The organism is Pseudomonas sp. FP2294, from assembly GCF_030687625.1.
Classification (GTDB): domain Bacteria; phylum Pseudomonadota; class Gammaproteobacteria; order Pseudomonadales; family Pseudomonadaceae; genus Aquipseudomonas; species Aquipseudomonas shahriarae.
In genome coordinates, this window is the sequence record NZ_CP117441.1 from 5,123,028 (window position 1) to 5,148,290 (window position 25,263).

19 protein-coding genes are annotated in these 25,263 nt (G+C 51.6%); 8 read left to right on the forward strand and 11 right to left on the reverse strand.

Features of this window, described 5'->3' with window-relative positions; all coding sequences use genetic code 11:
• Window positions 1-64: 64 nt before the first annotated feature.
• Window positions 65-712 carry a hypothetical protein gene (locus tag PSH73_RS23060; protein ID WP_305461408.1) on the forward strand — a complete coding sequence of 216 codons (648 nt, stop codon included), beginning with the start codon at window positions 65-67 and terminating at the stop codon, window positions 710-712.
• 59 nt (window positions 713-771) lie between these two features.
• Here PSH73_RS23060 and PSH73_RS23065 read toward each other — a convergent pair whose 3' ends face one another.
• The 3 genes from PSH73_RS23065 to PSH73_RS23075 all read right to left on the reverse strand — a co-directional run bounded on the left by PSH73_RS23065 (window position 772) and on the right by PSH73_RS23075 (window position 3,604).
• Entirely contained in the window at window positions 772-2,052 is a 1,281-nt protein-coding gene (locus tag PSH73_RS23065; RefSeq protein ID WP_305461410.1) for a YfjI family protein, read from the reverse strand.
• Between the two features lie 128 nt (window positions 2,053-2,180).
• Window positions 2,181-2,459, reverse strand: coding sequence for an AlpA family transcriptional regulator (locus PSH73_RS23070; RefSeq protein ID WP_305461412.1), 279 nt, complete (start codon window positions 2,457-2,459; stop codon window positions 2,181-2,183).
• 473 nt (window positions 2,460-2,932) lie between these two features.
• Window positions 2,933-3,604: an inovirus-type Gp2 protein gene (locus PSH73_RS23075; RefSeq protein ID WP_305461414.1), complete on the reverse strand. Its 672-nt coding sequence runs from the start codon at window positions 3,602-3,604 to the stop codon at window positions 2,933-2,935.
• 717 nt (window positions 3,605-4,321) lie between these two features.
• Here PSH73_RS23075 and PSH73_RS23080 point away from each other — a divergent pair.
• Both PSH73_RS23080 and PSH73_RS23085 read left to right on the forward strand, forming a co-directional pair.
• The gene (locus tag PSH73_RS23080; protein WP_305461415.1) at window positions 4,322-4,651 is read left to right on the forward strand and encodes a hypothetical protein; all 330 of its coding nucleotides are present in this window, start codon (window positions 4,322-4,324) and stop codon (window positions 4,649-4,651) included.
• A 91-nt stretch (window positions 4,652-4,742) separates the two neighbouring features.
• The gene (locus tag PSH73_RS23085) at window positions 4,743-5,711 is read left to right on the forward strand and encodes a DUF932 domain-containing protein (protein WP_305461417.1); all 969 of its coding nucleotides are present in this window, start codon (window positions 4,743-4,745) and stop codon (window positions 5,709-5,711) included.
• A gap of 169 nt (window positions 5,712-5,880) precedes the next feature.
• Here PSH73_RS23085 and PSH73_RS23090 read toward each other — a convergent pair whose 3' ends face one another.
• Complete coding sequence (locus tag PSH73_RS23090) at window positions 5,881-6,126, reverse strand: helix-turn-helix domain-containing protein (protein WP_305461419.1); 246 nt, start codon at window positions 6,124-6,126, stop codon at window positions 5,881-5,883.
• A 127-nt stretch (window positions 6,127-6,253) separates the two neighbouring features.
• Here PSH73_RS23090 and PSH73_RS23095 point away from each other — a divergent pair, with 127 nt between their 5' ends.
• The 3 genes from PSH73_RS23095 to radC all read left to right on the forward strand — a co-directional run bounded on the left by PSH73_RS23095 (window position 6,254) and on the right by radC (window position 8,131).
• Window positions 6,254-6,637 (forward strand): hypothetical protein, encoded by a 384-nt coding sequence (locus tag PSH73_RS23095; RefSeq protein ID WP_305461421.1) that lies wholly within the window; start codon window positions 6,254-6,256, stop codon window positions 6,635-6,637.
• 1 nt (window position 6,638) lies between these two features.
• Complete coding sequence (locus tag PSH73_RS23100) at window positions 6,639-7,421, forward strand: hypothetical protein (RefSeq protein ID WP_305461423.1); 783 nt, start codon at window positions 6,639-6,641, stop codon at window positions 7,419-7,421.
• Window positions 7,422-7,633: 212 nt separating this feature from the next.
• On the forward strand, window positions 7,634-8,131 hold the full coding sequence (gene radC / locus PSH73_RS23105; protein ID WP_305461425.1) for a DNA repair protein RadC: 498 nt from the start codon (window positions 7,634-7,636) through the stop codon (window positions 8,129-8,131).
• Between the two features lie 195 nt (window positions 8,132-8,326).
• Here radC and PSH73_RS23110 read toward each other — a convergent pair whose 3' ends face one another.
• From PSH73_RS23110 to PSH73_RS27145, 5 genes are all read right to left on the reverse strand, one after another.
• Entirely contained in the window at window positions 8,327-11,095 is a 2,769-nt protein-coding gene (locus PSH73_RS23110; RefSeq protein WP_305461427.1) for a DEAD/DEAH box helicase, read from the reverse strand.
• 19 nt (window positions 11,096-11,114) lie between these two features.
• Entirely contained in the window at window positions 11,115-12,878 is a 1,764-nt protein-coding gene (locus PSH73_RS23115) for a site-specific DNA-methyltransferase (RefSeq protein WP_305461429.1), read from the reverse strand.
• Between the two features lie 14 nt (window positions 12,879-12,892).
• Window positions 12,893-14,167, reverse strand: coding sequence for an ATP-binding protein (locus PSH73_RS23120; protein ID WP_305461431.1), 1,275 nt, complete (start codon window positions 14,165-14,167; stop codon window positions 12,893-12,895).
• The gene (locus tag PSH73_RS23125; protein ID WP_305461433.1) at window positions 14,164-16,923 is read right to left on the reverse strand and encodes an SNF2-related protein; all 2,760 of its coding nucleotides are present in this window, start codon (window positions 16,921-16,923) and stop codon (window positions 14,164-14,166) included. The genes PSH73_RS23120 and PSH73_RS23125 overlap by 4 nt, the downstream gene beginning before the upstream one ends.
• 68 nt (window positions 16,924-16,991) lie before the next feature.
• On the reverse strand, window positions 16,992-17,171 hold the full coding sequence (locus tag PSH73_RS27145) for a CopG family transcriptional regulator (protein WP_370694592.1): 180 nt from the start codon (window positions 17,169-17,171) through the stop codon (window positions 16,992-16,994).
• Window positions 17,172-17,491: 320 nt separating this feature from the next.
• Between PSH73_RS27145 and PSH73_RS23130 the strand changes: the two genes are divergently transcribed.
• Together PSH73_RS23130 and PSH73_RS23135 are read left to right on the forward strand one after the other, a co-directional pair.
• Window positions 17,492-19,294 carry a DUF262 domain-containing protein gene (locus PSH73_RS23130; protein WP_305461435.1) on the forward strand — a complete coding sequence of 601 codons (1,803 nt, stop codon included), beginning with the start codon at window positions 17,492-17,494 and terminating at the stop codon, window positions 19,292-19,294.
• Window positions 19,291-21,564, forward strand: a complete 2,274-nt coding sequence (locus PSH73_RS23135; RefSeq protein ID WP_305461437.1) for a DUF262 domain-containing protein — start codon at window positions 19,291-19,293, stop codon at window positions 21,562-21,564. The genes PSH73_RS23130 and PSH73_RS23135 overlap by 4 nt, the downstream gene beginning before the upstream one ends.
• A gap of 513 nt (window positions 21,565-22,077) precedes the next feature.
• Here the strand turns inward: PSH73_RS23135 and PSH73_RS23140 are convergent.
• Both PSH73_RS23140 and PSH73_RS23145 read right to left on the reverse strand, forming a co-directional pair.
• Window positions 22,078-24,261 carry a TonB-dependent receptor gene (locus PSH73_RS23140; RefSeq protein WP_370693709.1) on the reverse strand — a complete coding sequence of 728 codons (2,184 nt, stop codon included), beginning with the start codon at window positions 24,259-24,261 and terminating at the stop codon, window positions 22,078-22,080.
• 65 nt (window positions 24,262-24,326) lie between these two features.
• Window positions 24,327-25,259 carry a siderophore ABC transporter substrate-binding protein gene (locus PSH73_RS23145; protein WP_305461439.1) on the reverse strand — a complete coding sequence of 311 codons (933 nt, stop codon included), beginning with the start codon at window positions 25,257-25,259 and terminating at the stop codon, window positions 24,327-24,329.
• Window positions 25,260-25,263 lie beyond the last annotated feature (4 nt).

A 25,263-nucleotide genomic window follows, 5' to 3' on the forward strand; every position in this document is an offset into this window, starting at 1 on the left:
TATGCTCAAATCGAAACAAATGGACGGACAAAACATAGTTACACCCCCCACCCAAAGAGCGTCCATGACGCATCCTTTGGAAACAGTTGAGGACACTTTAAAATCTTTGCAGATCGACATCGGCTTGACGCTCAGAGCCATATTAAAAAAACAATGGCCAAAAGAGCTTCATAGTTTAATCAAAAAAGAGATCAATCAGCACCTCAAAACTAAAGAAATTTACTGGCCAGACGTCCAACAATGCTGGAGTCATCCCGACACGGAGGAAAAGCATAGCGAACTAAAATTATATTTCTTTTATGCCACGCTGCATTATCTTTCCGCAGTAAAGCACTTAAAAAATCAAAATGACCTTTCAGCCCATATTAGCTTAACTCATGCTGCTCACTGCATAGGTTTTCTAGACGGATATGAACGGCGTAAAGGGGTGCATGAGATTAGGCAGAAACGGGCGAGTAAGGGAGGCAATGAAAAAGCATCGAAAAAAGCGGTAATCAAAGAGCATTTTCCAGAACTATTAAAAAACCGCCCTAAAGGAGGCTGGGGGACTGAAAGAGAAACGATTTATTATATTTTAAACAGCGCCGCGTTCAAAAGAATCACAGCCCTACGCAATATCAATTTCTCAGAAGACACACTATACGAACTTCTAGCCGGCGAAATACAGACCCCCGACAACCAGAAAACATACAAACAACACAGTAAAAAATAGAATCCTGCATAAAATAAGCCAAGGACAAACCTTGGCTAAAAACCTCCAACATTTAAATATCAAAACTCCACAACAGATGCATTTCTTACTTCAGAGATCGATATTAAATCTCGCAAAGCCATTTCATCCAAACAAGCATCTAAACGCTTCTTACTTCTAAGCCTACGGGGACCATACTGCATAATTTCATTTCTTTTGACCCAGCGATACCCTTCACTTCTTTTTAGCCTTAGCCACTCCTTAAGCTGGATAACATCCAATTCTATTTCTGGAGTAGGTATAAACAAATGAAAAAACTCATCCGAACACCACAGGCACAAATCAACGGAAAACCTCAAAGACTCTAAACTTATACTCCCATCACCCCCCTCAAAAACATGAAATAGCGCCGCCACCCTTGCGATATTATCTGCTAATTTTGAAGCCAAATCCGCCGCATGTTCAAACCTACCATTTTCCATAATTCCAGATTCGATCTCATTAAAAACATCCACCCACAACTTACTGGCTGCGGGAGAAAAAACAATTTCAGCACGCTCTTTACAAGGGTGACTTAGGAGATCTAAATTACACGTCAATAATTGTTCTATGCGCTCTGCATAACGATGTATATGCTCATGAGAAAGCGTGGCGTTATCCAACAGTCTTTTGCCTTGGGTCGAGCTTGGATCACACACCAAAAAACGAGCCCATAACCCTGAGCCTCGCGCATCATCCCCCCGTGCCTTCATATAAGCTTTAAAAGCAACCGGCTGAGTCATCACTGAAAATGTCAACCTCGCCCCGTACAACTGATAACTTTCTGCAACTTTTCGATCAACAACGATAGGATCCCCACTCCACATGGCGTTTTGTTTTGGCAAGTCATTAAAAGCACGCCCCTTCAATCCTCCCTCACTGGAGATGATACCGGCGCTGGAGAGGTTTTCATAAAGCCCACAAAACAGCGCCTCTGAAGTGGAGTCATCGTAAAGCATCTTAAACTGTCGCGGCCTGGCTGGTCGACCCTTACTGTGCTTCATTAGTTCAAGCTCTAAGTCAGCAGTACTCTCTTGTTTACAACAGAGCGATTTAATTTTCTTCTCGATTTCTTTATTTTTGATCAGCCATATTTTTTCCTTAACCTTCCACTCACTCACCTGCTCCTGCCAAATACTCTCCTGCTTTTTCTGAAACGATCTAATCGGCTTTAAAAACTTCTCTGCCGTAAAGGATTTTCGCTCACCAGACTCGGCGACAGTTAATAGAAGCAGGGACGTAGGTACGCACTGACCAGTCGGCTTTCGAACATCAAATAATCCTTGGATCGAAACAGAAAGAGCAGTCAGCAGACCAAACATAATTAGTGGCCGTGGAGCTTTCGTGTTAATCTCCACTTCGTCTAATACTGCATCAACAAGGGGAAATGGCGAGTACCTTGGAAAGCTAGCATTAGTTCGTGGAAGACACGACCTTTCAAACCGATGCATTATTTAATACCGGCTTTATGAGAGCTTACAGCGACACGACTGCCAATGAATGCGCAGATATCCGACTCTAACCAACCGATAGCTCCCCGATCAGTACAAACGGAAAGACGCAAGGGCAAAGGGAACTCTTTGTTATAACGAGGCGACGATGGGTTCATCCAATCATAAATCGTAGACCGCGCTATACCGAGTCGCTCAGTGACTCGGCCAATACGAAGTACAGCCCCTTTAAAATCCGCATGCAAAGCTGGGCTAATACGGCCGTTCTCATCAGTCATTTCACTATTCCTCGTGTGTTAAAGATTGAGCGAAAGAATACGAAGTACTGACTGCATTAGCAGGGAGGGTGCTTAAATTTATTGATATTTATTCAAGCACCCCTATTGACTTCATGAAACCCATCAAATTAACGAAGTGTTCTTAGCCGCCTCCTTACCCTACTGTCTTGATTCGAATCGCCCGGATAATGCGAAGAATTGACGCCGCAGAAGGTGAAAAAGCGGCTATTTTGGCTACAAACAGCAGGAATAGCCGCCATAAACACGATGAAGGCTAGATTTCGAGTACCGAAAGCCACCCCGGACTCACCCTCGCCGAATCTCAGCCACCACCGCGTCGACTGGGCATCCAGGTGCTTGCACGTGAGGTAAACACCTGCCCCATGGCACCTCTGCCTTCGCCCGACTTGGGCATGCCCATTGATAGCGGCGTATTCTTCCCAAGATTGCACGATCTATTTCTATGATCTTTCTTAACACCGACTCCCCCCGAAACCATGCTGACCGTTCGCATAGCTCTTGGTCGCTGCCTTACACAGATAACTAGAACGATACATAAACCGATCATGTCCAAAATAATCTCGTCGAGTTAGACGAAAGGTCGCCTTCTTGGGTATATGCACTGTACGTCTTACATCAGCGACAGGTAATCTAAGTGCACGTGCCCAAGCCACTTGCAGCCGCCTGTGCATGTTTATGCATTCAGACTCGATGGAGCCGAGAGAGCGGTAGGCGTGCCCATTGAGAAACACGATACAATGATAATGAGGTCGGCCTCGCCCTCCAACCTCTCTTACCCAAAAATATCTAACACAGGTATCGTGGGCTGCGCGATTGCGTTTACGCGCACACTTGCGACTATTTTCAATCTGAGCATCAAAGGATGACTTGAAGCGATGTAGCACCTTATTGGTCATTGCATCATCGGGTAAGGTTTGGCCAAAAGGGAGTCTTAGGTCAAACCTAAATGCGAATACACGAGAGTAATCTGCAAGGGCATGATTTAGGGTCTGGTATAACTTCTCCAAACACTCTTCAATGAATGGCCCCTTATTCACCATGAGTTGATAGCCATCATAGGAATCTTCGTACCAATAGTGCAGGTTCGGGTTATCCGGCAAGCGTTTAGGGTGAGTTGTGTTCATTCAGGTTATGCCTTGTTGATTAGGTCATATCTGAAGACACTTGGTTTATTTTTAACTCAGTATAACTTCCATAGTTTCATAAGAAGCCATCCCTCAAACTAGACTTATGAGTTATTATTTAGTATTCACTCAGATATATGTAGACAGGTCAGTTGTCGATAGACCAGGAAAGATGTATACGCAGAGAACAATAGGCGTAGTACTGTTTTCCCGAGGCGACACTCCCTCGACGTAGCGGGGAGCAGATGTAATAAACCTCGGCAGCACCGGTATTTATAGCGTAATCAGCCTCAATATTTACTCTGTGAAATTATCATTTCACCTCGCCATCGTTAATCTACGACTCTCTACGGCAATAGTCCCGATAGCGCCGGCGACGATGTTAGCAACTCGGCGAAGAGCCGTTCCCATGCGCGCGCTACTCAAACCGTAGCCCGACCAATCCCCTGTCACAGATTACTCTTCAGATGCTGGTATAATTCGGCCCTCGCTCATACCCTCTATTTTTAGCGCAACGCAGGATGACAGTCCTTGGGTATGGGCAAGCCAGTATCCAGTTCCAAGAACATAAAGATATTTGGTCAGGCCTCGGTTTCAGTTCATATTCCTCGACACTGCGTTACCTGAGATGTGTTCCAGGCCACTTATAAAACTCCACTCGAAAGATTTTCAGCCCTATATCACTGCTTTGACATCAACACTACGAAGGTTCACCTCATGTCATTGCAATGTCCTCGCTGTCACTCACCCAAAATCGCCTCTCTCCACCAAGCCATGAAAATTGCGGCGGCCATCGGTACGGTTGGCGGTGCAGCACGCGGCGTCAGTGCAGCACTTGCAGGCGGTCAGGCAGGTGCCACCGTTGGCGCTATTGCCGGCCCGCTCGGCGTCACTCTCGGAGCCGTTTCTGGCGCCATCATCGGCGGTCTTGTAGGTGGAGCTGGTGGTTGTGCATTGGGCGCTCAACTCGGCGATAAACTTGACCGCCATGTCCTCGCTCACAATCTTTGCCTGATCTGTGGGCATCGCTTCAATCTGCCTATTTAAACCGTCCTCCACTTCTCTCTTTTAGTACGTCCGGACAGTGCCACGCGTCGCGTGGCATTTATGCCGTCCTGCCCCCTAAGGAATCGTAATCATGGCTCATCAAATCGAACAAATGGCTTACGTTGGTGCGACCCCGTGGCATGGCCTCGGCAGTCAACTGACGCAAAAACAGCCTATTGAAGTCTGGCAGCGTGAGGCCGGGATGGACTGGAAAATCCAGGAAAGCCCAGTTCACTTCAAAGCCGACGCGATAGGTCACCTGGGATCAATTCATTCCTTCCCAGAACAGAAAGTACTCTACCGCTCCGACACCAAGGCGCCGCTGTCGGTGGTGTCGCAGCGCTACCACACTGTGCAACCACGTGAGGTCCTCGAGTTTTACCGCGATCTCACCGAGGTCTCCGGCTATGAATTGGAAACGGCCGGCGTGCTAAAGGGCGGGCGCAAGTTCTGGGCGCTGGCGCGTACCGGGCAAGACGTTGTCTTGAAAGGTAACGACCAGGTAACCGGTTACCTGCTGCTGGCAACGTCCTGCGACGGCACCTTGGCCACCACGGCCACGCCCACCACGGTGCGGGTAGTGTGTAACAACACCCTGACCATTGCCCTGGAAGGCAATAGCCGGGCGATCAAAGTGCCGCACAACACCCGCTTCGATCCGAAAACCGTGAAGAAACAACTGGGCATAGCCGTCTCCGGCTGGGACGAGTTTATGTACCGTATGCGCCATCTCGCTGAACGTAAGGTCCAGTGGCCGGAAGCGATGAGTTTCTTCCTCAGCGTGCTGTGCGACACGCCTGCTAACAGCCCCATTCCTGAAGTACTACCGAACGAACGAGCACTACGCAAAGTACAAAGCCTGTATGAAGGACAAGGCCGAGGCTCAACCTTGCAGTCTGCTAAAGGTACCGCATGGGGACTGCTCAACGCTGTGACCGAATATGTCGACCACGAGCGGCGGGCAAGGAGTTCTGAGTACCGTATGGACTCGGCATGGTTTGGACAAGGTGCAGTTATTAAGCAGAGGGCATTGGATGCGGCCCTACGCCTCGCGGCCTGAACCGTTTCGCACACCAACACCGCCTAGCCAGTTCCTACTGGCTGGGCGCTTTATGCCCGATGGGAACACCATTGAGATCAGGTTTGTCCCTACCCAACTGAACTGCAAAGGGTGGGCAGAGCCAGGAATTAATACGGTTTACGCAAACACACCGCTGATTGATGAGAGGTCATAGTCTTGCGTCGATGAGCAAATCTGACGGTTTGCAGTGCAAAGCCGTCGCAATCCGAAGGATATTCAAAAAGGTAACGTTCCTCTCCCCTCGCTCTATTTTCCCCATGTGAGAACGGTCGATCCCGGCAGCATCCGCCAAGGCTTCTTGTGACAGCGTATGCCCTAGTCTTCGTGCGCGTATCGCCGCACCAAGCAGTACCAGGTCGCCGTCTTTATCGTGAGTCGCAGAGATTCTTGCCATGGCGGAAATCGTCGCGCTATGATGCTTTGACGACCACGGTATTTACGACCCTTTTTTAGAGGCGCATGGCATCACGCTAACTCAGCGTGAGAGTCACCTCCTACTCTCAGCAAAGAGAACTTTAAACATGCCACTCAAGACAGTTAATGGCCTAAACGAAACTGAAATAGATATTCTTCTACGAGCCAAAGTATCTTTCGTGATTGTAGGTTTACGAGGTCAGTTCACGAAGAGCGTACTGAAAGTCGAGAAAAAGATAGAGAACTTAGGACTTAAATGTCGCGTCAGTAGCGACTTAAAAGGCGTGGTGGCCAAAGGCGGAGTACTGGGGGTATTTGGAGCCGTTGCATCCATATCAACGCTACCGCTGCTAGCTATCTCAGCAGCCACGATCACAGCCCATAAACTGGCTACCTACGATCCTGACTACGAAATAGTAAAGGACTTTGTAAATAAAAAAATAACTGTTAACTATAAAAAAAACACTCCCACCAACACAGCAGGATACTAACATGAAGCTACTTATCTTTACCTTCCTTACCCTTCTCACTAGCAGTGTATTCGCTGTCGATAACTACGGCAAAAACGGAGCTATCTTCCCGGATGAGAAAACTGCAAACGGCTTACCCTATGCTATACCATGTACAAACAATGGCTACGGAAGCTATAACTCAATCGCCTGTACCTGGCTCGAATGGCCACGTGATATTGTTGCCTATGATCAGACGCAAGGTCGAAACATTATTTACAGCAACCACTTAAACGGTAAATGCATCAATGGCCGCTGTATGCTTAGCGACGGCAGCACTCAACTAGGAAACTGGGGGCGAGATACTGCGTTCACTATCTCGCTGTGGTATTACATCGGCGAAAGCTCAGACGGCAAGCCGGTAGCATATCGTAACGACGGCGGACCATACGTAAACGGTGGGAAACCAGTCAGTTACGTTGAAGCAGGCCAGCTACTTTGGAAGTTCTATAAAGATGCTGGAGTCAGCGAAAAACTATTCAGTAATACATTTAAAATGCGTTATGACGGTGGAATAGAACAGTTCAATCTGGATCAGGCCAATCTATCTGGAAAAATCTCAAAGGCCAATTCAATAAAAGTAACCGCAGCCTCGTGTAATCCGCAGATGGACGATGATTGCCAAATCAACAATAAGAAGGTGCTTAAGGAAGATCTAGGGCAATATCTGCCGACCGTAAAAGTAGATGACGTTGAAAACGCTGGCGGCTACTGTGAGTATCCAATTTGTTATGACAATAGCGACAAGCCTATCGGTATCCGATAGATTCAGATTAACGAAGGGGACCGGGACACTTCGCCCGTTCACTGCTTACCAAGCGCACTCCTCTCCTAAGACTGTACACTCTTAGAACTTTATTCAAAATGCCGGCCATAGAATGCGTCCGGCATTTTTTATGCCGCGTAATATATCATCATCCCTAGCACTAAAATTAACCGTTCGCTTTTTCTTGCCGATACCTAGCTGAGGAGCACTCAATGAAATCCAGCAAGTTTAAGGTCGGAAAAATACCCGACACCTATATAGTTGACGCACAAATTACCGAACTAGAAATCCTCAGCATGGCGCTAAAGCTAGCTAAAAAAAGACTAAATAAGGGTCTCTCTTTAGAAGCCCCACAACAGGTATTCTCTCACCTACAAATAATTCTGCAAGACTATGAGCACGAGGTCTTCGCACTTCTTATGCTAGACAACAAGAACAGGATCATTGAATTCTATGAACTATTCAGAGGCACCTTAGATGGAGCAAAAGTTTATCCACGTGAAGTTGTAAAGACTGCGCTCAAGTATAATGCAGCAGCAGTGATTTTTGTGCATAACCATCCATCTGGAGATCCTGAGCCTAGCCAAACAGACCGAGCTTTGACCTTGTCTCTCAAAGATGCATTAAATTTGATAGGCACGCGAACCCTAGACCATATCGTCGTAGGCTCGGAAGGTTGTATTTCACTAGCAGAACGGGGTTATCTTTAGCCCTTAGCATTAATCAGGTAGACAACGGCCCTCGGAAGCCCCGAGGACCGTCACACTTAGTGCAAGCACTGTTTTTTTCTACGTGCATCGGACATCAATTTTCGAAACCCACGCACAGTCTTGTTAAAACTGTTACAAGCACAAAGCAGCTGTCTGCACCACTCTAATAGCAAACTTTAGCTACTAGAATAAACCTTAACATTTAAACTCCGCCTTTAGATAACCGACACTAATCCCCAGAGAAATTTTATCATCAGGCACTAGCAAATAGCTCCACAACTTACCATCATGAATTTTTGCATGCTCATTTGCAAACTCACACCACTTCTTCGCAGCTCTTGCTTTATCCTGAACATCTTGCTGACTGAGCTGATCACTCCGCTTTGGCTCAACAATTAATAACTCATGCTTAGTCTCAACGACAAAATCAGGCTCGTAGTTTTGACCGTTAGCATATTCAATACGGAATTGACGAGGAGCTGGCTTCATCCATTTCAGAACATCATCATCATCTTCAAGCAGCTGAGCCAAGCGCCACTCACCATCAACCGAGTCGAATTTTTGATAGGGATAGCAGCAGCGCTTAAACCCTTCAAAAACCATCTGACGTATCGCCCGCTTGTCGTTGATGGACGCTCGAAAATCGCGAGGTTTTTCTCCAGCCGCCAAAGTATAGGTTGCAGGTCTAAGCACATCGAAACCGGGAACTACCTTCCCCTGGTAGTCGCAAGGCGTCGTCCATCGCTGTTCGTGCATCTGCGCCCAGATAAAGTCGCCAAGCTGTTTTTGCCAGTAAAGTAGAACGTTTTCAACTGCGTCTTCATTAACGAGATAACTACGCAAATGCACGACCATCTGTGCCGCGAGCTTGTAGAGCAACTCAGCGTAAAGGTCATAATCAACTTCATCCCGATCTAGTAGATGCCGCACCAGATAATCCTCTGGCCGCGCTTCACGGGCTTCCTGACTTCCCCACTGGATGCTTGCACTGTGATTATTTTCCAAGTGTCGCAGCAGCATTTCCCGACTCACCGGCTCCAGCCTGATGTTGGTTAGGTTCTGTAAGTCGAAGTCACTAAAACCGTAGTTTACTTCTCTGGTTGGCAGCACGGTAATATGTGGCACATCGATAGTTAACTCGACAGCTTTCTCCGTCACACGGCGCACCATATTTTGAATTTCCTCAAAACTTGGCGCCTGATCTTCTAGCCCCTCCAACTGCCCTTGGACAGGACGACTCTCGTCCAGTACTCGCTGTACATGTTTCACAAGCCGTTGTTGCACTTCTTCACTCTTCAACTGCTCACTGGAAGTAACTTTTCGAGCCTCCTCCTGTACAGCCTGAATTGCAGCGCCAGCAATTTTCACTTGCTGCTCAGTCTGTACCTGCACCTGATAACGACTGGCGGTTTCGGCTACTGAGTAACCTTCCTGATCATGCGTTCGCACGACTGAGACAGAGGAGGACTCTAGCAACTGCGGCTCACGATCAGGAATATCTACGTCGCTTCCGCTGCCAATATAGACCTTTTCATGAATCAACGAATCCTCCTGGTTTGCGCGGAGGATGATTTCTTCGAAGCGGTCGTGAGCTATGATGCACAAACGATCTATGGCATCTACACCGGTTCGCTTGCCATAGGGTAGACGCAGGCCACGTCCAATAGTCTGCTCGGTAAGTATCTCCGAAGCCGAAGCCCGCAACGGCACTATGGTGTACAGATTGGTCACGTCCCAACCTTCCTTGAGTTTGTTAACGTGGATCACTACCTCAGTAGCCTCATCGTGCTCCACTGCAAGAAGGCGCTGCATCGACTCATCTGACTCTTCGCCGGACAGGTTGGAATGAACTTCAATCACCCGCCCCTTGTAACGTCCGGAAAAGAAGCCATCCGACTCAATGCGCATGCGAATGGCTGCAGCATGGGTAGTATCCTGCGCCACTACAAGCATGAAGGGCTTGACTAACCTGGCAGCATGGCTGCGGGCATAATTTTCCAGCTCCACTTTGACGTATTCGTGGTGATGTATGCCGTCCTCGAGTTTAATTGTTTCCAGATCATCCTGAGTATACTGGTCGGCGCGAAAATTCTTGCGGGTGGCCACCGCTGGTATTTTTACAAACCCATCCTTAAGAGCACTAGAAAGTGGATAGTGGTAGATCACGTTTCCGAATGCTCTTGGTTTGCTACCGGCCGTTTTAGGTGTAGCGGTCAGCTCAATACCCAGTACCGGCTTGAGATCGTTAATTGCCTTGGCACCTGCATCGGCGTAATAGCGATGAGCCTCGTCCATTAATACGACCAGATCAGGCAGAGCCGCTAGATAATCGAAATAGGACTCTCCTAGATACTCCTGCAAACGCCGTACCTTTGCCATGGTCGACTTAGCAGCACCCTTTTTGTTGTCGCGTGCGTTTATCTTGGAAATATTGAAGATATTGATATGCAGACTACTTTCGGCGCCAAACAAATCGCCAGTCAGACTTGCTGGGACCGCGTAGTCTAGACGTACACCACGCCCTTCCTCGTAGTCCTCACCTGTCACAATTACCGGCGGCGTGTTGGCTATCTCCGGAATCCCCGCAAATACGTATTTAGGATTGCCTAAGCTAAAATCCTTCTTCAGCTTTTCGTAGATGGTTAGGTTAGGGGCCAACACCAGGAAATGCCGACTGCGTCCAGTGATGTAAAGCCAAGCAATCATTGCCCCCATTAGTCGGGTCTTCCCCACCCCGGTAGCCAAAGCGAAACACAAGGAAGGAAATTCCCGCTCGAAAGCCTCCATACTAGAGTAGCGAGACTTGATTTCCTGCAGCCAATGCTGGAGATCGGGTTCCTTCTCCAATGGCAACTGACCGAGAAGATCAACCAGGATGTCCATGGATTCACGCTGAGGTTTGCGCAGCGACAGACGCGCGGCAAGCTGATTGGCTACTTTCTGGCCATTAATAGACTCAGCCATGATGGTTTCCTTTCCGTTATTAGTCTTCAAATAATTCGTCGGACAACTCTTCAGATTTCAGGTCAATGCTGAAACTGTAATCGTCATGATCCCATTCGCATTTGCCAAGTATTGCTCTGGGAATCTTCTTCAAAGTAAGATTTGGAAAGGCCTCTGCATCGGCCATGAACGCTTTGCAGCAAATCAGTAGCGTTCGCTCATTACCAACTTCCTCGCTTACCAGGCGCAACTGATCGTGGCTGAGACTGCCAGTAGTGACGAAGATAAAATCCGTCTCGCTGCTGTGACCATGCATCCAGTAATGTTCCTGGCTTGGCGCATAAGTGAAGCCCATATGCTTACACATCGCCTCGGTGAGCATCTCACCGTTGTAAGCAGGATTGATCACCCAGTTGCCCCACTGGTCTCTCTTCAATAGTGAAGGAGCTAAGCTGTAATAGCGAAAACCTCCACCGCCTAGCCAGCCGACCGTCTTAGATATTCCACCCTGATCATCACCATCGATGACTCTCTTAAGTCTAGGCACGATATGTGTCTGGCAGTGTTCGCCCAGCTCGATCATAATCCAGCGCCGTCCCATCTTGTGGGCAACGGCTCCTGTGGTTCCGGAGCCGCCAAATGAGTCAAGGACAAGGTCCCCAGGATTAGTCGAAATATCGATAATTCTTTTCAGAAGTTGCTCTGGTTTTTTCCCCCGCGAAAAATTAACCCCCCCTTCATTCGCAATATCTGCTTTCGGTATATCTTCATGCCGCCAAAAATTGGTCAAATTAGTATCTTTAACTATTTTCCCTTCAGAAGTCTCGGCGGTATCTTTTAACCAAGAAAACAACTCAGCATTATAGTAAAAAAGCTCCGTCTTCTCCCCTTCAAATTTACCTCGGCTAGGGGTATACATGACAGAATACAACTTTTTCTTATCCATCCCAGCAACAAGATCTCGCTGAAAAGAGTTCTCTTTTTGTATCTGATTAGTCCTAAACAATCCATCAAAGCTACTTACGAGCTGTGAATTTATTTCATCCTTCCTAGACTCATAATTTTTAAGAGATATAGTTTCAATCTCAAACCCCTCATGCTCATACACAAGGACGGGTAAACCATTAGATTTTGACTGAAACTCTCGAACCAGCTTTTTCTCCCCTTTCTTAACTAAAACCTTGTTGTATCTTTTGATGGTTTTTAAGTCTAGATCAAATGAGTTTTTTACCGAATGCGAATTCAATCTCTGCTTTCGATAGCAAAGAATGTGCTCAGATGTATCTACCAAGAAGCCGCCCTGACCAATGCCGGCAGCCGAGGATCTCTCGTAAGAAACATGAGAAACGAACTTATCCCTGCCAAATATTTCATCAAGCATAACTTTTAGATAATGAACTTCCGAATCATCGAGATGAACCCAGAGAAGACCATCCTCAGACAGCAAGGTTTTGATAATTGTTAGCCTTTGATGCATTAGGCTAAGCCACAGAGAGTGTTCTACACCGTCATCATAGTGTTCAAAAGCCTGACCGGTGTTAAAAGGAGGATCAATGTAAACGCATTTAACGGATCCAGCATGGCTAGTCTCAAGCGCCTTTAGCGCCAAGAGATTATCGCCATGAATCAGCAAATTGTTGGCGGAGCTTTTTATTTGCACGTCCGCCAATAGATCGCCTTGCATGGGTGTGGGCGCTTCGGCGCGATAGGATAGCGTCTTGTCCTCGACCAGGATGCGCGGCTCTAACCGTGTGCGCTTGTCCTTGCCAATCCAAGTCAACTCCAGTTTCTGTTTTTCACTCATCGCGTAGTGCTGCCTTATTCATCATCAAACTGCGCCACCAAACCGTTGCTTTCACGACTGGCAGCGTAGATCGTTAGTTTCAATTCAGTATGGTCAGTCTGCTCGTAGAGCGGACGACGCAGAGAAAGCCGCTCGCTGGCGGCCATGATAGTGGGCACCCCTTCACCACGCCGCTCGATCACGTTTTGCCGGCGGGTCACAGGGTCTGCAGGGTAATAACGACTCAGAAGATTCACTAGGGTTTCGTTACGGCTGATGCTGTTGGCATCCATACTCTCAACACTGAGGCTGTTGGGCAGTCCACCAGGCGTGCTGATTTCCAAGTGATCGGAGAAAAGGTGCACCCGCACTCGCGCACCGTGCATCGCATAGTCCCGGTGCGCTACAGCATTCACCAATGCCTCGTAGACCGCACCCAAGTCATACTGGGGAATATCGATGCGACCAGGACGCTTTACCGCCTCAACGCGCATGTTGCGTTTGACAAAATTGAAAGCCTGCTGGATCTGCTCGTCCACCGGGCCATCACAGTCCTGAGCATCTACTTGATATTCGGCATTGCGCTCAGTCCCGGCGTAGGCAACACACTGAACATAGGCCGACGAGAGAAAACTCGCAGGGCGTCTAGTGAGCAGCAATACACCGGTTACGGTCAAGCGGGGCTGGTGGTTCTCATCTTCCAGCAACAGATAAAGCTTTTTCAGCTGCATCGCATCCGGCAAGTTTCCGCCCAAAAAACGGGCTACGAGTCCTGGATCAATATCGTCTCTATCTGTATTTGGAACCAGTTGCTCATCAAAGCGAATAAGCCGGGCCATGCTGCGCTGTTGGAACATCCGGGCAAGCAGCTCTGGTGCCATCTCTCTCTTGCTTGAGCCAACACGATGGAAATAGCCATGGGGACTTCGATGGACGAACAGACTTTTCGTTACGCGAATCCAAACCACAGGCTTGGCATTTCCTTGATGGTCCGGGATTTCTACTAAACGAGTTTCAATGGATAACGGTGGGTCAATAGCTTGAGTAGCCATGTTGGTCAGCCAAAGTTCGACGTTACCCAACTGCTCGAGCTCGATCCCTTCAACATCGCGGTTCTTGTCGTTGACGCCGAGAAGTAAAACACCGCCGTTACCATTGGCAAAAGCGGCAAGCTCATCCGCTACGCTGTCGCGGTGAGGCTTGGTGACCTTATTATCGTGGATGGTCACCGCCTTAAATTCATACGCAGAATCCTCACCAAGGCGGATCTGATAGACCAACTCGCGCACCAAATCAGTTGTGTTGATCATGCGGTGGCCTCCAGACGCCAGCGTAGGCAGAACAAACGTTCATGGCTCACGCTGATTTCCAAGTTCAGCTCTATTTCTTCGAGCAATTGGTCTTCCTCGGCTTCGATCTTCTTCTTTTCTTCGTGATAGGCGAGCATCAGATCGTCACGCTCGCGTTCAAGTTTTTTCAAAGCCTTTTTGGCACTCATTTTTTCCAGCAAAGTTTCTAGCTGACGCACAGCTTTGCGCGCTTCCTTGATTTCTTGATCGAGCTGATTGATACGAATATCCAGACCAATGCGCTTGTCCTCCGCCCAACGCTCAAGTTTTTCGGTCTCTTCTTCGAAATATTTCTCGTTGTTAGCTTCAGTCTGCTCCAGACAATTTCCCCGTAGGACTTCAAGCTGGTCTTGCAGAATCGCTTGATGAAAAAAGCCTGATTCGGTCGAGAGCTCTTCCGAACTGAGCAAGAGCAAGCGCTCACAGGTGCGCTCGCTCAGTAGCTCCCCGTTGTCGCTGCAACCGGCCAGCAAAAGATACTCACGACGCTGCTTAGGCGTACTAAGAACCAGTTTTTCCAATGTCAGCTCACCTGACCTGCCCAACAGCTCAAGCAAGTCGGAATACTGACCGTTATCGGTAGAGGAGTACCTAAACAAGAGCTCAGCACAGGTGGGAACCTGAAGCTGTTCTTTGGCTTTCTCGATTAACTCGTGGCCCATACCATCCTTAGGATGGAGGAACTGGGCATCGTTCTGGGAAGCGTGCTGCCAGTCTGGATAGAACCATTGTTCATTGAATTCAAACCCCTCTCCCACAAAACGCGCCTGTGGCAGGCTCATCCTTGCAAGCAGAAGCATCCGTTGCTGATAGTCGTCCAGCGCCCTTTCGGTTCTATCACGGCATATGTTCAGCCGCGTGACCACATCAACATCGAAGTTTTCTAGCAATGAACGACGAGCGTCCTGGTTCCTGCTTTCTATCTGGGTTTGCAATTGAGACTGGAGCTCGTCGAACTGGCGCTCGATCTCCTCGTCGCTACGGCACTTCTGGTAAATATCATGAATACGCCGTTCGATATCGACGCCCGACTCGATAGATCCGAGAATTTCGTCCGATGCACCGAAAACACCCTCGAACAGCTGAAATTTTCTATTCAACAATTCAAATACACGACGGTCGGCGACGTTCGCATTGTTGAGAAAGTTAACCACTACCACATCGTGCTTCTGACCGTAACGATGTACTCGTCCGATACGCTGTTCGACACGCTGCGGATTCCAGGGCAGGTCATAATTGATCAGCAATGAGCAGAACTGCAGGTTGATCCCTTCCGCACCAGCTTCGGTACAGATCATGATACTGGCCTGATCGCGAAAGCGCTCGACAAGCGCCGCTTTCATATCTGCAGTTCTAGAGCCGGAAATGCGAGATGATCCTTCATGCCTTTTCAGCCAAGCCATGTAAGTTTTTTGGGAATCAGCATCTGTATTACTGCCGTTGAGCAAAACAACACTTTCGCTATAGCCGGCGGCACATAGCAGCTTATACAGCCATGCTTGGGTACGGATCGACTCGGTGAATATCACCGCCTTACGCTGGCCGCCTAGGCGTTCGGTGAATTCGAAGGCTCTACCTAATACCCGCAGCAAGGCATCACCTTTGGCATTACTACTTATGCTACCGGCAAGACTGAGGAACCCCTTGAGTTTGTCGATTTCAGCCTGGAGAGCGACTAGATCGATAAAGTCCTCGTCCTCCACACCACTGGCATCGGCCAAATCGTCCAGTTCCTCGTAGTCGCTTAGAGCATCAGCGAGGGACATCTTACTTTCTAGGCGATCAATCATCCTCTGCAAAGTCCCCTGAATAGCATGAGACGAAGACGCAAGGATCTTACGAATAACGAGAGTCACAAGATGGCGCGCACCAGGCTTGATAGCCAGCACATCGTCAGCCTGTAAATAGCTCGAAACATTCTGATAGAGCTCCCATTCATCGCTATTTGGGTCGTAGGGCTCGGTTATCGAATAACGGCGGGTGAAGTTGATACCGCCCTCTGCCTGAACCTGCCGGCGCAGTGTGCGGCTACAGATGGATTTGAGTCGTGATCGCAGTGCACCCAGCTCCGTCGACTCCAATTTCGGCTTGTTATAGCGCGCCTTGAACGAATCAAGATCGCCGAAAAAGTGCGGATCAATGACTGACACCAAGCCATACAATTCGAGCAGGCTATTCTGCATAGGTGTGGCCGATAACAATACCTTGAAGCAGCCTTTCAACGCCTCCTCTAGGTTTTTGGCAATCTTCGCCCCGTCATTCTTGTAGATGTTGCGCAGCTTATGAGCTTCATCGAACACCACCAGGTCCCATTTGATACTTGCCAGTTCCTGCTGCTTACGTGCCGCGAATTCATACGAGGAGATGACGATGGCTGACATGCCAAAAGCAAGCTCGAGATCAAACGGATTACCTGTCCCGTTTTTCCGGGCTTCATTGAAATTCTTACTCTCTAGAATGATCGACGGAAGCGCAAATTTGTCGCTTAGCTCCTGGCTCCATTGCTTACGCAGAGTCGCCGGTACGATCAAAAGCAATTTGCAGCGCTTTTCGGCCCATTTCTGAGCCAATACCAAACTGGCTTCAATGGTTTTACCGAGACCAACCTCATCTGCCAGCAATACCCCCTGAGAAAGCGGTGAACGCAGCGCAAACAGAGCCGCGTCAATCTGGTGAGGGTTCATGTCAACCTTGGCGCTAGCGATGGTCTTCGTCAATGATTGCTCATTGCCCCTCGTAAGCGATAGCCAGTGTGCCACGTAGGCCCGTTGATAAGAGGTATACATCAGCCGTCCTTTCTAGAATCCAGAGGATCGAAGCTAGCCTTTTGCTCGACACGAGCCAAGAATTCGTTAATGGCCTGACGTATCACCCAAGCCAGTGAGAGTCCATGACGATCGGCCAGCGCCTGCAACTGCTCCAACTGATCTGGGGGGAGGGAAATGGTGGTTCGGACAGATTTCATATCTACTCATAACGGCGCATAACTTTGCATCACCTTACAGCTATCACAGTGGTCGGTCCATATGTCCATGCGGACCTCCGGTGATGCCTCACCGATCCGATGCAATTGCATAAGTGCATTGGACATGACTACCCAAACGCGCTGCCACTAACCAGGCACAGGCATTCACGATGTTGGGTGGACGCCTGGAAGACTGAGCTTTATGGATTTTGCCCAACCGCCAGTCAAAATGATGGCAATGAGCCGCGCTGGGTGATTGAATCTGCGTGAAACGCCAGACATCCCATGCCTACCCAGGACCCGATTCGAGATCGAAAATCATGGAAGAACTTTGCTTGGACTCACACAGTGTCGATTTGACAGCAGCAACGCTGGCTAGCAAATTCGTAGGCGATATTTCTGGTGTTTTCAGGGTGCCTGGGTATCAACGTGGCTACCGTTGGGACACTACGGATGTGGAGCGCCTGCTGAACGACATCTGGCAGGCTTTGAAAACCGCAGAGTTGGACCAGCCCTATAACCTGCAGCCTATTGTGGTCAAACAGCACTCACGCGGCTCTTCGGCGCAGACGTGCCAATGGGAACTGGTCGATGGGCAGCAGCGCTTGACCACGATCTACCTGATACTGCTCTACATGCATAAAACGGGTTTGAACAAGGCCCCGCTGCCCTATTCACTGCACTACGAAACCCGCCCAGGGAGCGCAACATTTCTCGAAAGGCTCGGCGATGAGGAGCTGGACGACTACGACAGCAACATCGATTACTTCCACTTGCACAGAGCGTACCGCTGTATTGGCAAGTGGTTCGATGCCCACGGCGCTCGCATTCAATTCGCGGCTAACAAATTCTACGAAGCGCTGTTCGAGAAAGTAGCGGTGATCTGGTACCAAGCCCCTCAGGACATGGATGCCACGGCCCTTTTCACTCGTTTAAATGTCGGCCGGATACCGCTGACGGACGCGGAGTTGGTCAAAGCGTTGCTGCTGTCCAGGATCAAGGTCGATCATGCCCATCGAGCCGCCGAGGTCGCCAGCCAGTGGGACATCATCGAGCGCGACCTCCACGCCCCCGAGCTGTGGGGATTCATCTGTGGCAACTCGCCGAAGAGTGGCGACCGCTACCCGACCAGGATCAGCCTTTTGCTCGATTCTCTGGTACGAGGTATCCAGTCACGCAAGTCACCGCGTTACCATACCTTCGAGTCTCTGCGGCAGGACATCGAAGTAGACCCGCTGGCATTTTGGATGAAGGTTCTAAACCTGCATGACCTGATGCTTGGCTGGTTCAATAACCGTGACCTGTTTCATAAGGTGGGTTATCTGGTACTCACAGGGACGGACTTTGGTGAACTGGCTAACTTGTCCGCAGATCAGAGCAAGCGTCAATTCGAACAGGACCTGGATTACCGCATCAGAGCGTCGCTGGGACTCAAGGCTTCCGACGTGGAAGCACTCAGCTATGACGACCGAAAGGACTACGACAAGTTGCTGCACCTGCTGTTGCTGGTGAATGTCGAAACCATGCGCCGGGTTCCACAAGCCAACCAACGCTTCCCCTTCCATATGCACACCGATACCGCATGGTCGCTGGAGCACATCCATGCGCAGGATGCCGAGAACCTGACCAAGGCCGAACAATGGCAAACCTGGTTAAAGCTGCATTTGGCCGCGCTGAATGAGCTGGCACCCGATACCGTTCCGCAACAGTCGGAGCTGCTTGAGGATTTGAAGATAGCGCTAGAGCAGGTCGGCACTGCGCAGAACTTCGGTAATACCTTTCAAGACCTGGCCAGTCGTGTCGTCGCCGCCTTCAACGCACCGGACGAGCAAACTGCCTCCGCTCATGGTTTGCACTCCATCGCCAACCTTGCCCTGCTATCGAGGGCGGACAACAGTCTGCTGAGCAACGCGGTGTTCGAGGCTAAGCGACAAATGCTACTGGATGTAGACCGCAAGGGAGGCTACATACCGGTCTGTACACGTAATGTCTTCCTCAAGTACTACACCCCGGCGAACGCGCACCAGAACCATTTCTGGGGCCCCCAAGATCGCAATCATTACCTCGATACAATCCTTGAGATCGCGAAGCCCTATTTCTTGAACGAAGAGAAAATGGCATGAACCACACTCTTACGTCGTACATTTCACTCTTTGACAACAATTTGCATGCGACTCATCGAATCCAAAGAATCGAAATCCCACTGATCCAGCGCGATTATGCACAAGGCCGCCATGGCGCATCGGTGGAGCGAATCCGCAAGGACTTCGTCGACGCCTTGCATGATGCAGTCATGCATGACGACCGTCCTATCAGCCTAGATTTCATCTATGGCGATGTCGTGGATGGCACCCTCTACCCCCTGGATGGCCAACAGCGCCTGACCACACTGTTCTTGCTGCACTGGTACCTGAGCTGGCAGGCAGGCGAGCCCATCGAAGGGCAAGCATGGCGCAACTTCACCTACGCCACCCGTGCCAGTGCACGCCAGTTCTGTGAGGCATTGGCCAACTATCGACCACCCGCGGGCGAGACCGACTTGAAGGGCTGGATTGTCGATCAGCCCTGGTACTTTCACGGCTGGCAACATGACTCCAGTATCCGGGCCATGCTGGTCATGCTGCAGGCGCTGGAACAGCGCTTCGCCAGCGCCAGCAGCGAAGCATTCGAGGCTGCTTGGCAACGCCTTGCCGCCACCGACCATCCGGCGATCAGCTTCCACCTGCTGCCGGTGGTGAAGAACAAGCTCAGTGACGACATCTATATCAAGATGAATTCTCGCGGCAAGCCTCTGACGCCGTTCGAAAACTTCAAAGCGCATTTCGAGACGTTGCTCAACAGCGTCTGTCTTGCGCAAGCCGACGATTTCGCACACAGGGTTGATACCGTATGGACGGATGTCATCTGGGCTTACAAGGACGCTGATCAGCTTATTGATGATCAGTTTATGCGCTACTTCCGTTTTGTGTTTGACCTTTGCACCTGGCGCGAGGGTAATCGCGCCGACAACAAGGCCACGCTCGATCAGTTGGCGCAAAGCTTGTTTGCCAAAGACCAGGCAAAGGCAGTCGAGCACCTGCACTTCCTGTTCGTCGCCTTCGATATATGGGTCGACCTGGACACTCGTGATACCTTCAACACTTGGCTGCGCGCAACCGATTCTCGGTCCCCATCGGCCCTGCTGCTGTTCAACCCTCTACGCCCCCAGCCCGGCCAAAACCCTATCGACCTCTTCGGTGGTTGCTGCCGGCATTACGGGGGGTCCGAGTGGAGTCAGGCTCATAGCCTTCTGCTCTACGCGGTTCTGCTGCATCGCATGCACAACACCGCTGATTTCCCTGATCAGCTACGTATCGTGCGCAACTTGATCGAAGCATCCGGTGGCGGTGAGATGCGCGCCCAGAACATGCCCGCCTTATTGGAAGATGTTCAAAGTGTCATCGTCGACAGAACCCTAGACGGCGTATCGACCTTCAATCAAAAGCAGTTAGAGAACGAAAAGGACAAGATCAAACTCCTGACGGCCCACCCGTCGCTGCGAGAGGTGGTCTACCGACTGGAAGACAACCCCGTGCTCCGCGGCGCATTGGCCGTGTTCGACCTCGACCCGGCCCTGGACCCTGCAATATTTACCCAACGCGCCGAAGCGTTTCTTACCTTGTTCGAGAATGCTCACTGTTGGCCACAGTTGACCGGCGCACTGCTCTCACTGGGAGATTATTCGCGCAAGCAGGATCGTTATGGCGGCTACCGATTTTTCGATTTCGGCTCGCCGCGCGTCGAAACAGTCTGGCGGGATCTGCTAGCAGGCAGTAGAAGGCCTGAATTGGTGCAGCCTCTTACCCAACTACTCAATCAAGTAGCGCAAAGCGGCAACGATCTCGCCGTGCTCCAAGAGATACAGCAGGCGTTCATCACCACTTGCGAACGCGACCGCGTGCTGGACTGGCGTTACTACTTGGTGAAGTACCCGCGCATGCGTGAAGGTAACTCGGGCCGCTATGCCATCAGCCAACGTGGCTACAGTGCCTGCATGCTGAACAAGACCGTCATGCGCAGTTACTACCGCGACCCCTATCTCTCGGCGCTGGCGACCATGAGTGGCTTGAAGATTGCGGACAACAACCTCTGGTTCTATGGATACGAAAACCAGCGTCGCTGGCTGGAACGAACGGGTGGCACCCTCACCCTCGAAAGTGTCGACGAAGGCTGGGCACTCGCAAATTTACCTGACGACCCAGAACGTGTACGGCATATGGAGGACATACGCGCAAGCTTCGACATCGGCAGTGAGCAGATATATCGAGTGCCACAGGAAAACGGCATAGATGCCACTGACCGGATCGTGATGGGTGTCAAGTTGCTCCATGCACTGGATGAACTTGGTCTCTAACGAAGGATCAACTCAGGGGTTCGCCGGTTTCTGACTAGTAAGATTGTTGTCGATAGTTATCTCGATACTCAGGGACAGAACCAGCGGGTTTTCCATACCTGAGATTCATAGGTCAAGGCGTCACGGGGCCGCTTAGATTACAATTCTGCTAAAGCCCCCCAGACGCCTAAGTCAAGACGAAACCCCAAAGTGGGGGGACAAATGGGGGGACAAAAAATAAACACGCAAAAAACACCAACAAAATAAGACTACAACTCAAAAATAACGCCGGCCACAAGCCGGCTTTTTAATTGTCCGAAATAAACCTATTCCATCCGAGAGTCCTGCCGATAACTTAGCTATAACGGGCGTTTCAGGTTCGTCCCTGTCCAATGGCGTTCAACGCCATTTGACCTCATCCGACGATGAAGCGGGGGGGACAAATGGGGGGAAAAAGAGTCGCATTCTGAATAGCTGTGTGGCGAGGGAGTTTGCTCCCTCGCCACAGGTTGAAGTTTTACTCTTGCTAAAGCATCAAAAATCCACGGTCGCCGACAACTCGTACGTGCGCGGCGCGCCCAGGCCCAGGCTGGACGTCAGCGGCATGCCCCAGTACGCCTTGTCAGTGACGTTGGTCACCGTGCCACGCAGGGTCACCGGTCGCCCGGCGACCTGCATTGCATACCGCGAGCCCAGGTCGAAAATGGTGTAGCCGGGGATCGACTGCGAGTTGTCATCACTGATGTATTGCTGGGAAACCGCCGTCGCGTTGGCGGTCAGGGTCAGGCCCGGCACCAGTGGCGTGTCCCATTCCGCGCCGAGCTTGCCTTGCAGCTTGGGCAACCCGGTGGCCGTCTTGCCTTCGTCATCGCCGCCTGGCGATTTGGTGATCTTCGGATCAACATGGGCAACGCCGCCCATCAGGCGGACGTCGTCGATGGGCGAGCCGAAGAAGCCCCACTCGATGCCTCGGTTGCGCTGTTCGCCACCAAAGGAGAACACGTTGGTCACCGGATCGGTCGAGCTGCCCGGGCGCTCGATCTGATACAGGCTGAGGGTGTGGGTGAACGTGCCCAGGTCGAGCTTGAGGCCGATTTCCTTCTGCTTGGATTTGTACGGGGCAAAAACGTCGCCGTAGTTAGCTGCCGTCATCGGCGCCATCGCGCCTTTGCTCAGGCCCTCGATGTAGTTGGCATACACCGAAACCTGTTCCGTGAGCTTGACCACCACGGCTGCGGCGGGTGTTGTTGCGCTTTCGTCATAGCCGGGCTTGTTACGCGCGCCGGTGGTGGTATTGAAGGTGTCCGTGACCACGTTCTGGCGGCGCACGCCAAGGGTCAGTTGCACCTTGTCGTCAAGGACCGACAAGGTGTCCGCCACGCCGTAGCTGGTCAGCGTGGATTCGGTGTGTGCCACCGGCGCAAAGCTGCGCGGCGCCTCCGGCCCCCAGGTCGGGTGATAGATATTGGTCAGCCAATCCGCACCGGGCACCCAACGCCGGCCATAGTCCTTTTGCTTGTCGGCATACCGCGTGGCATTGACCACCCACTGGTGCCCGATCGGCCCGGTCTGCCATTTGCCCTTGAGCCCCGCCTCGCCCGAGGTTTTCTCGATGTCCATCTTCAGTTGGCCCATGCTGGTCTTCAAATCCCCCGCATTGTTGATCACCTGGGCCGACATCGCGCCGCTGTAGCGGTAGTGGGTCTCGCTGGCGCCGAACGCCGCATAGGCCAACAGTTGCTCAGTCAGGTCGAATTCGCCGCGCACAATCGCGCCCTGATCCTTGGTATCGACAAACGCCCAGTCCGGGTTGAGTAAAGTGTCCGACTTCGGCGGCTTGGGCACGGCCACATTCGCCGCCAGGCTGATCCCACGGTTTTGCCCGCGCACGCGGTCTTCGCTGTTGTAGAGGTCGGCCGACAGCCGCGCCCGCTCACCGCGCCAATCCAGGCCCAACGAATTCAACTGCGCTTTCTGCTGTTGCTGCTCGGTCGCTGTGTCGCCATCGCGGTACACACCGTTGAAGCGCACGCCAAATTGCTGCTCATCGCCAAAGCGACGGCCTACGTCGAGGTGGCCGCCAAACTGCGCCTCGGACATGTAGGTGGTGGTAAAGCGCGTCAGCGGCTCAGCACCGGCACGCTTGGGCACCAGGTTGACCATGCCTCCCACCGAACCGCCTGGCGGCATGCCGTTGAGCAGCGCCGACGGGCCTTTCAGCACTTCGATGCGCTCGTACATCTCCGGCGAAATACGGTAGTACGGCGCCACGCCAAACAGGCCGTCGATGGTCACGTCGCTGATGCTGGTGGCAAAACCACGGATCGAATAGTTCTCGCTGTAGGTACCCTTCAGGCCATTGCTGAACACCGCTGGGTCGGTCGCGGCGATCACATCGGTGACGGTCTGGGCCTGGCGGTCGGCAATGAACTTTTCCGTGTAGCTGATGGTGCTGAACGGCGTTTCCATAAAGTCCTTGTTGCCCAGCAGGCCGAGCCGGCTGCCATACGCCACCTGGTCACCGGCGTAGCTCAGCGGCAGGTCGGCGGCCGGCATTTCACCCTCGACGCGAATCGCCGGCAAGGTAGACACGCGGTTTTCTTCGGCTTGCGCGAGTTCTTCGGCGAACGCGGGGGCGCTGCTGATTGCCAGGCCGAGCAAGGCCATGGAGGTAAAGCCCGGACGAGCGGGCACAGGGGTACGTGTACGGTGAGTCATGGAAGGCTCCGTAAGGTGGGATGTTTTTTAGTATTGGCAGCTTGAAGCGGGGTTAACGCCTGGAATCAGGGTTGATAGCCCTGGATCACATCGGCGATCACTTGCTTGATCGAGCTAGGGCTGGCCGCCATGACGTACCAGGCATCGGCATCGACAAACACCACGCGCCCGGTTTTCCAGGCATTGGTCTGGCGCAACAACGGGTTGCCCAGGGTTTGCGCATTCAGCAACGGGCGATGCTCCATGACGGCCGTGCGATCAACTACGTAGAGAATGTCCGGGTTGGCCTGCTGGATGAATTCACTGGAAATCGGCTGGCCATGCAAGCCGGCCTCGGCGGTCGGGCTGGCCGGTTTCACGCCCAGCTCGGTGAACACAAAGCCGTAGCGCGATTGCACGCCAAACGAGCTGAACGCGCCGTTGTTATGCAGCACCACCAGGGCGCGTTCGGGGCGGTCGGCGGTGATGCGTTTCGCTTCTGCAACCTTGGCGTCGAGGGCGGCAACCTGTTGTTGTGCCAGGGCCGGCTTGGCGAAGATCTGCCCGAGGGTCAGCAGGTGCTGCTTGATTACTTCGATATGGCGCTTCTGGCTGTCGCGGTAATCCACGTCGAAATGCACGGTGGGCGCGATCTCGCTGAGTTCGCCGTAGTGCGGGGCCTGCAGCGAGGTGATCAGGATCAGGTCCGGCTTGGCCGCGTGCACCCGCTCCAGGTTCGGCTGGACGATGGCGCCGGTGTCCACCACCGCCGCGTCGTTCTTGTAGCGTTGCAGGAACTGCGGCACGAAGTCCTTGGGCATACCGGCCACCGGTACGCCCAGTTGGTCGAGAAAATCCACTTCGTTCATGTCCAGGGCCACCACGCGCCGTACGGGCGGCTGGATCAGTGTGCTGCCCAACGCGTGGGTCACGCTGATCGGGGCGGCGGCCGAAGCCGGCCCTGCGCCAAGCGCGGCCAGTAACAGGGCGCAGGCCCAGGCTGTGTGTGTCCGGTTCATGGGA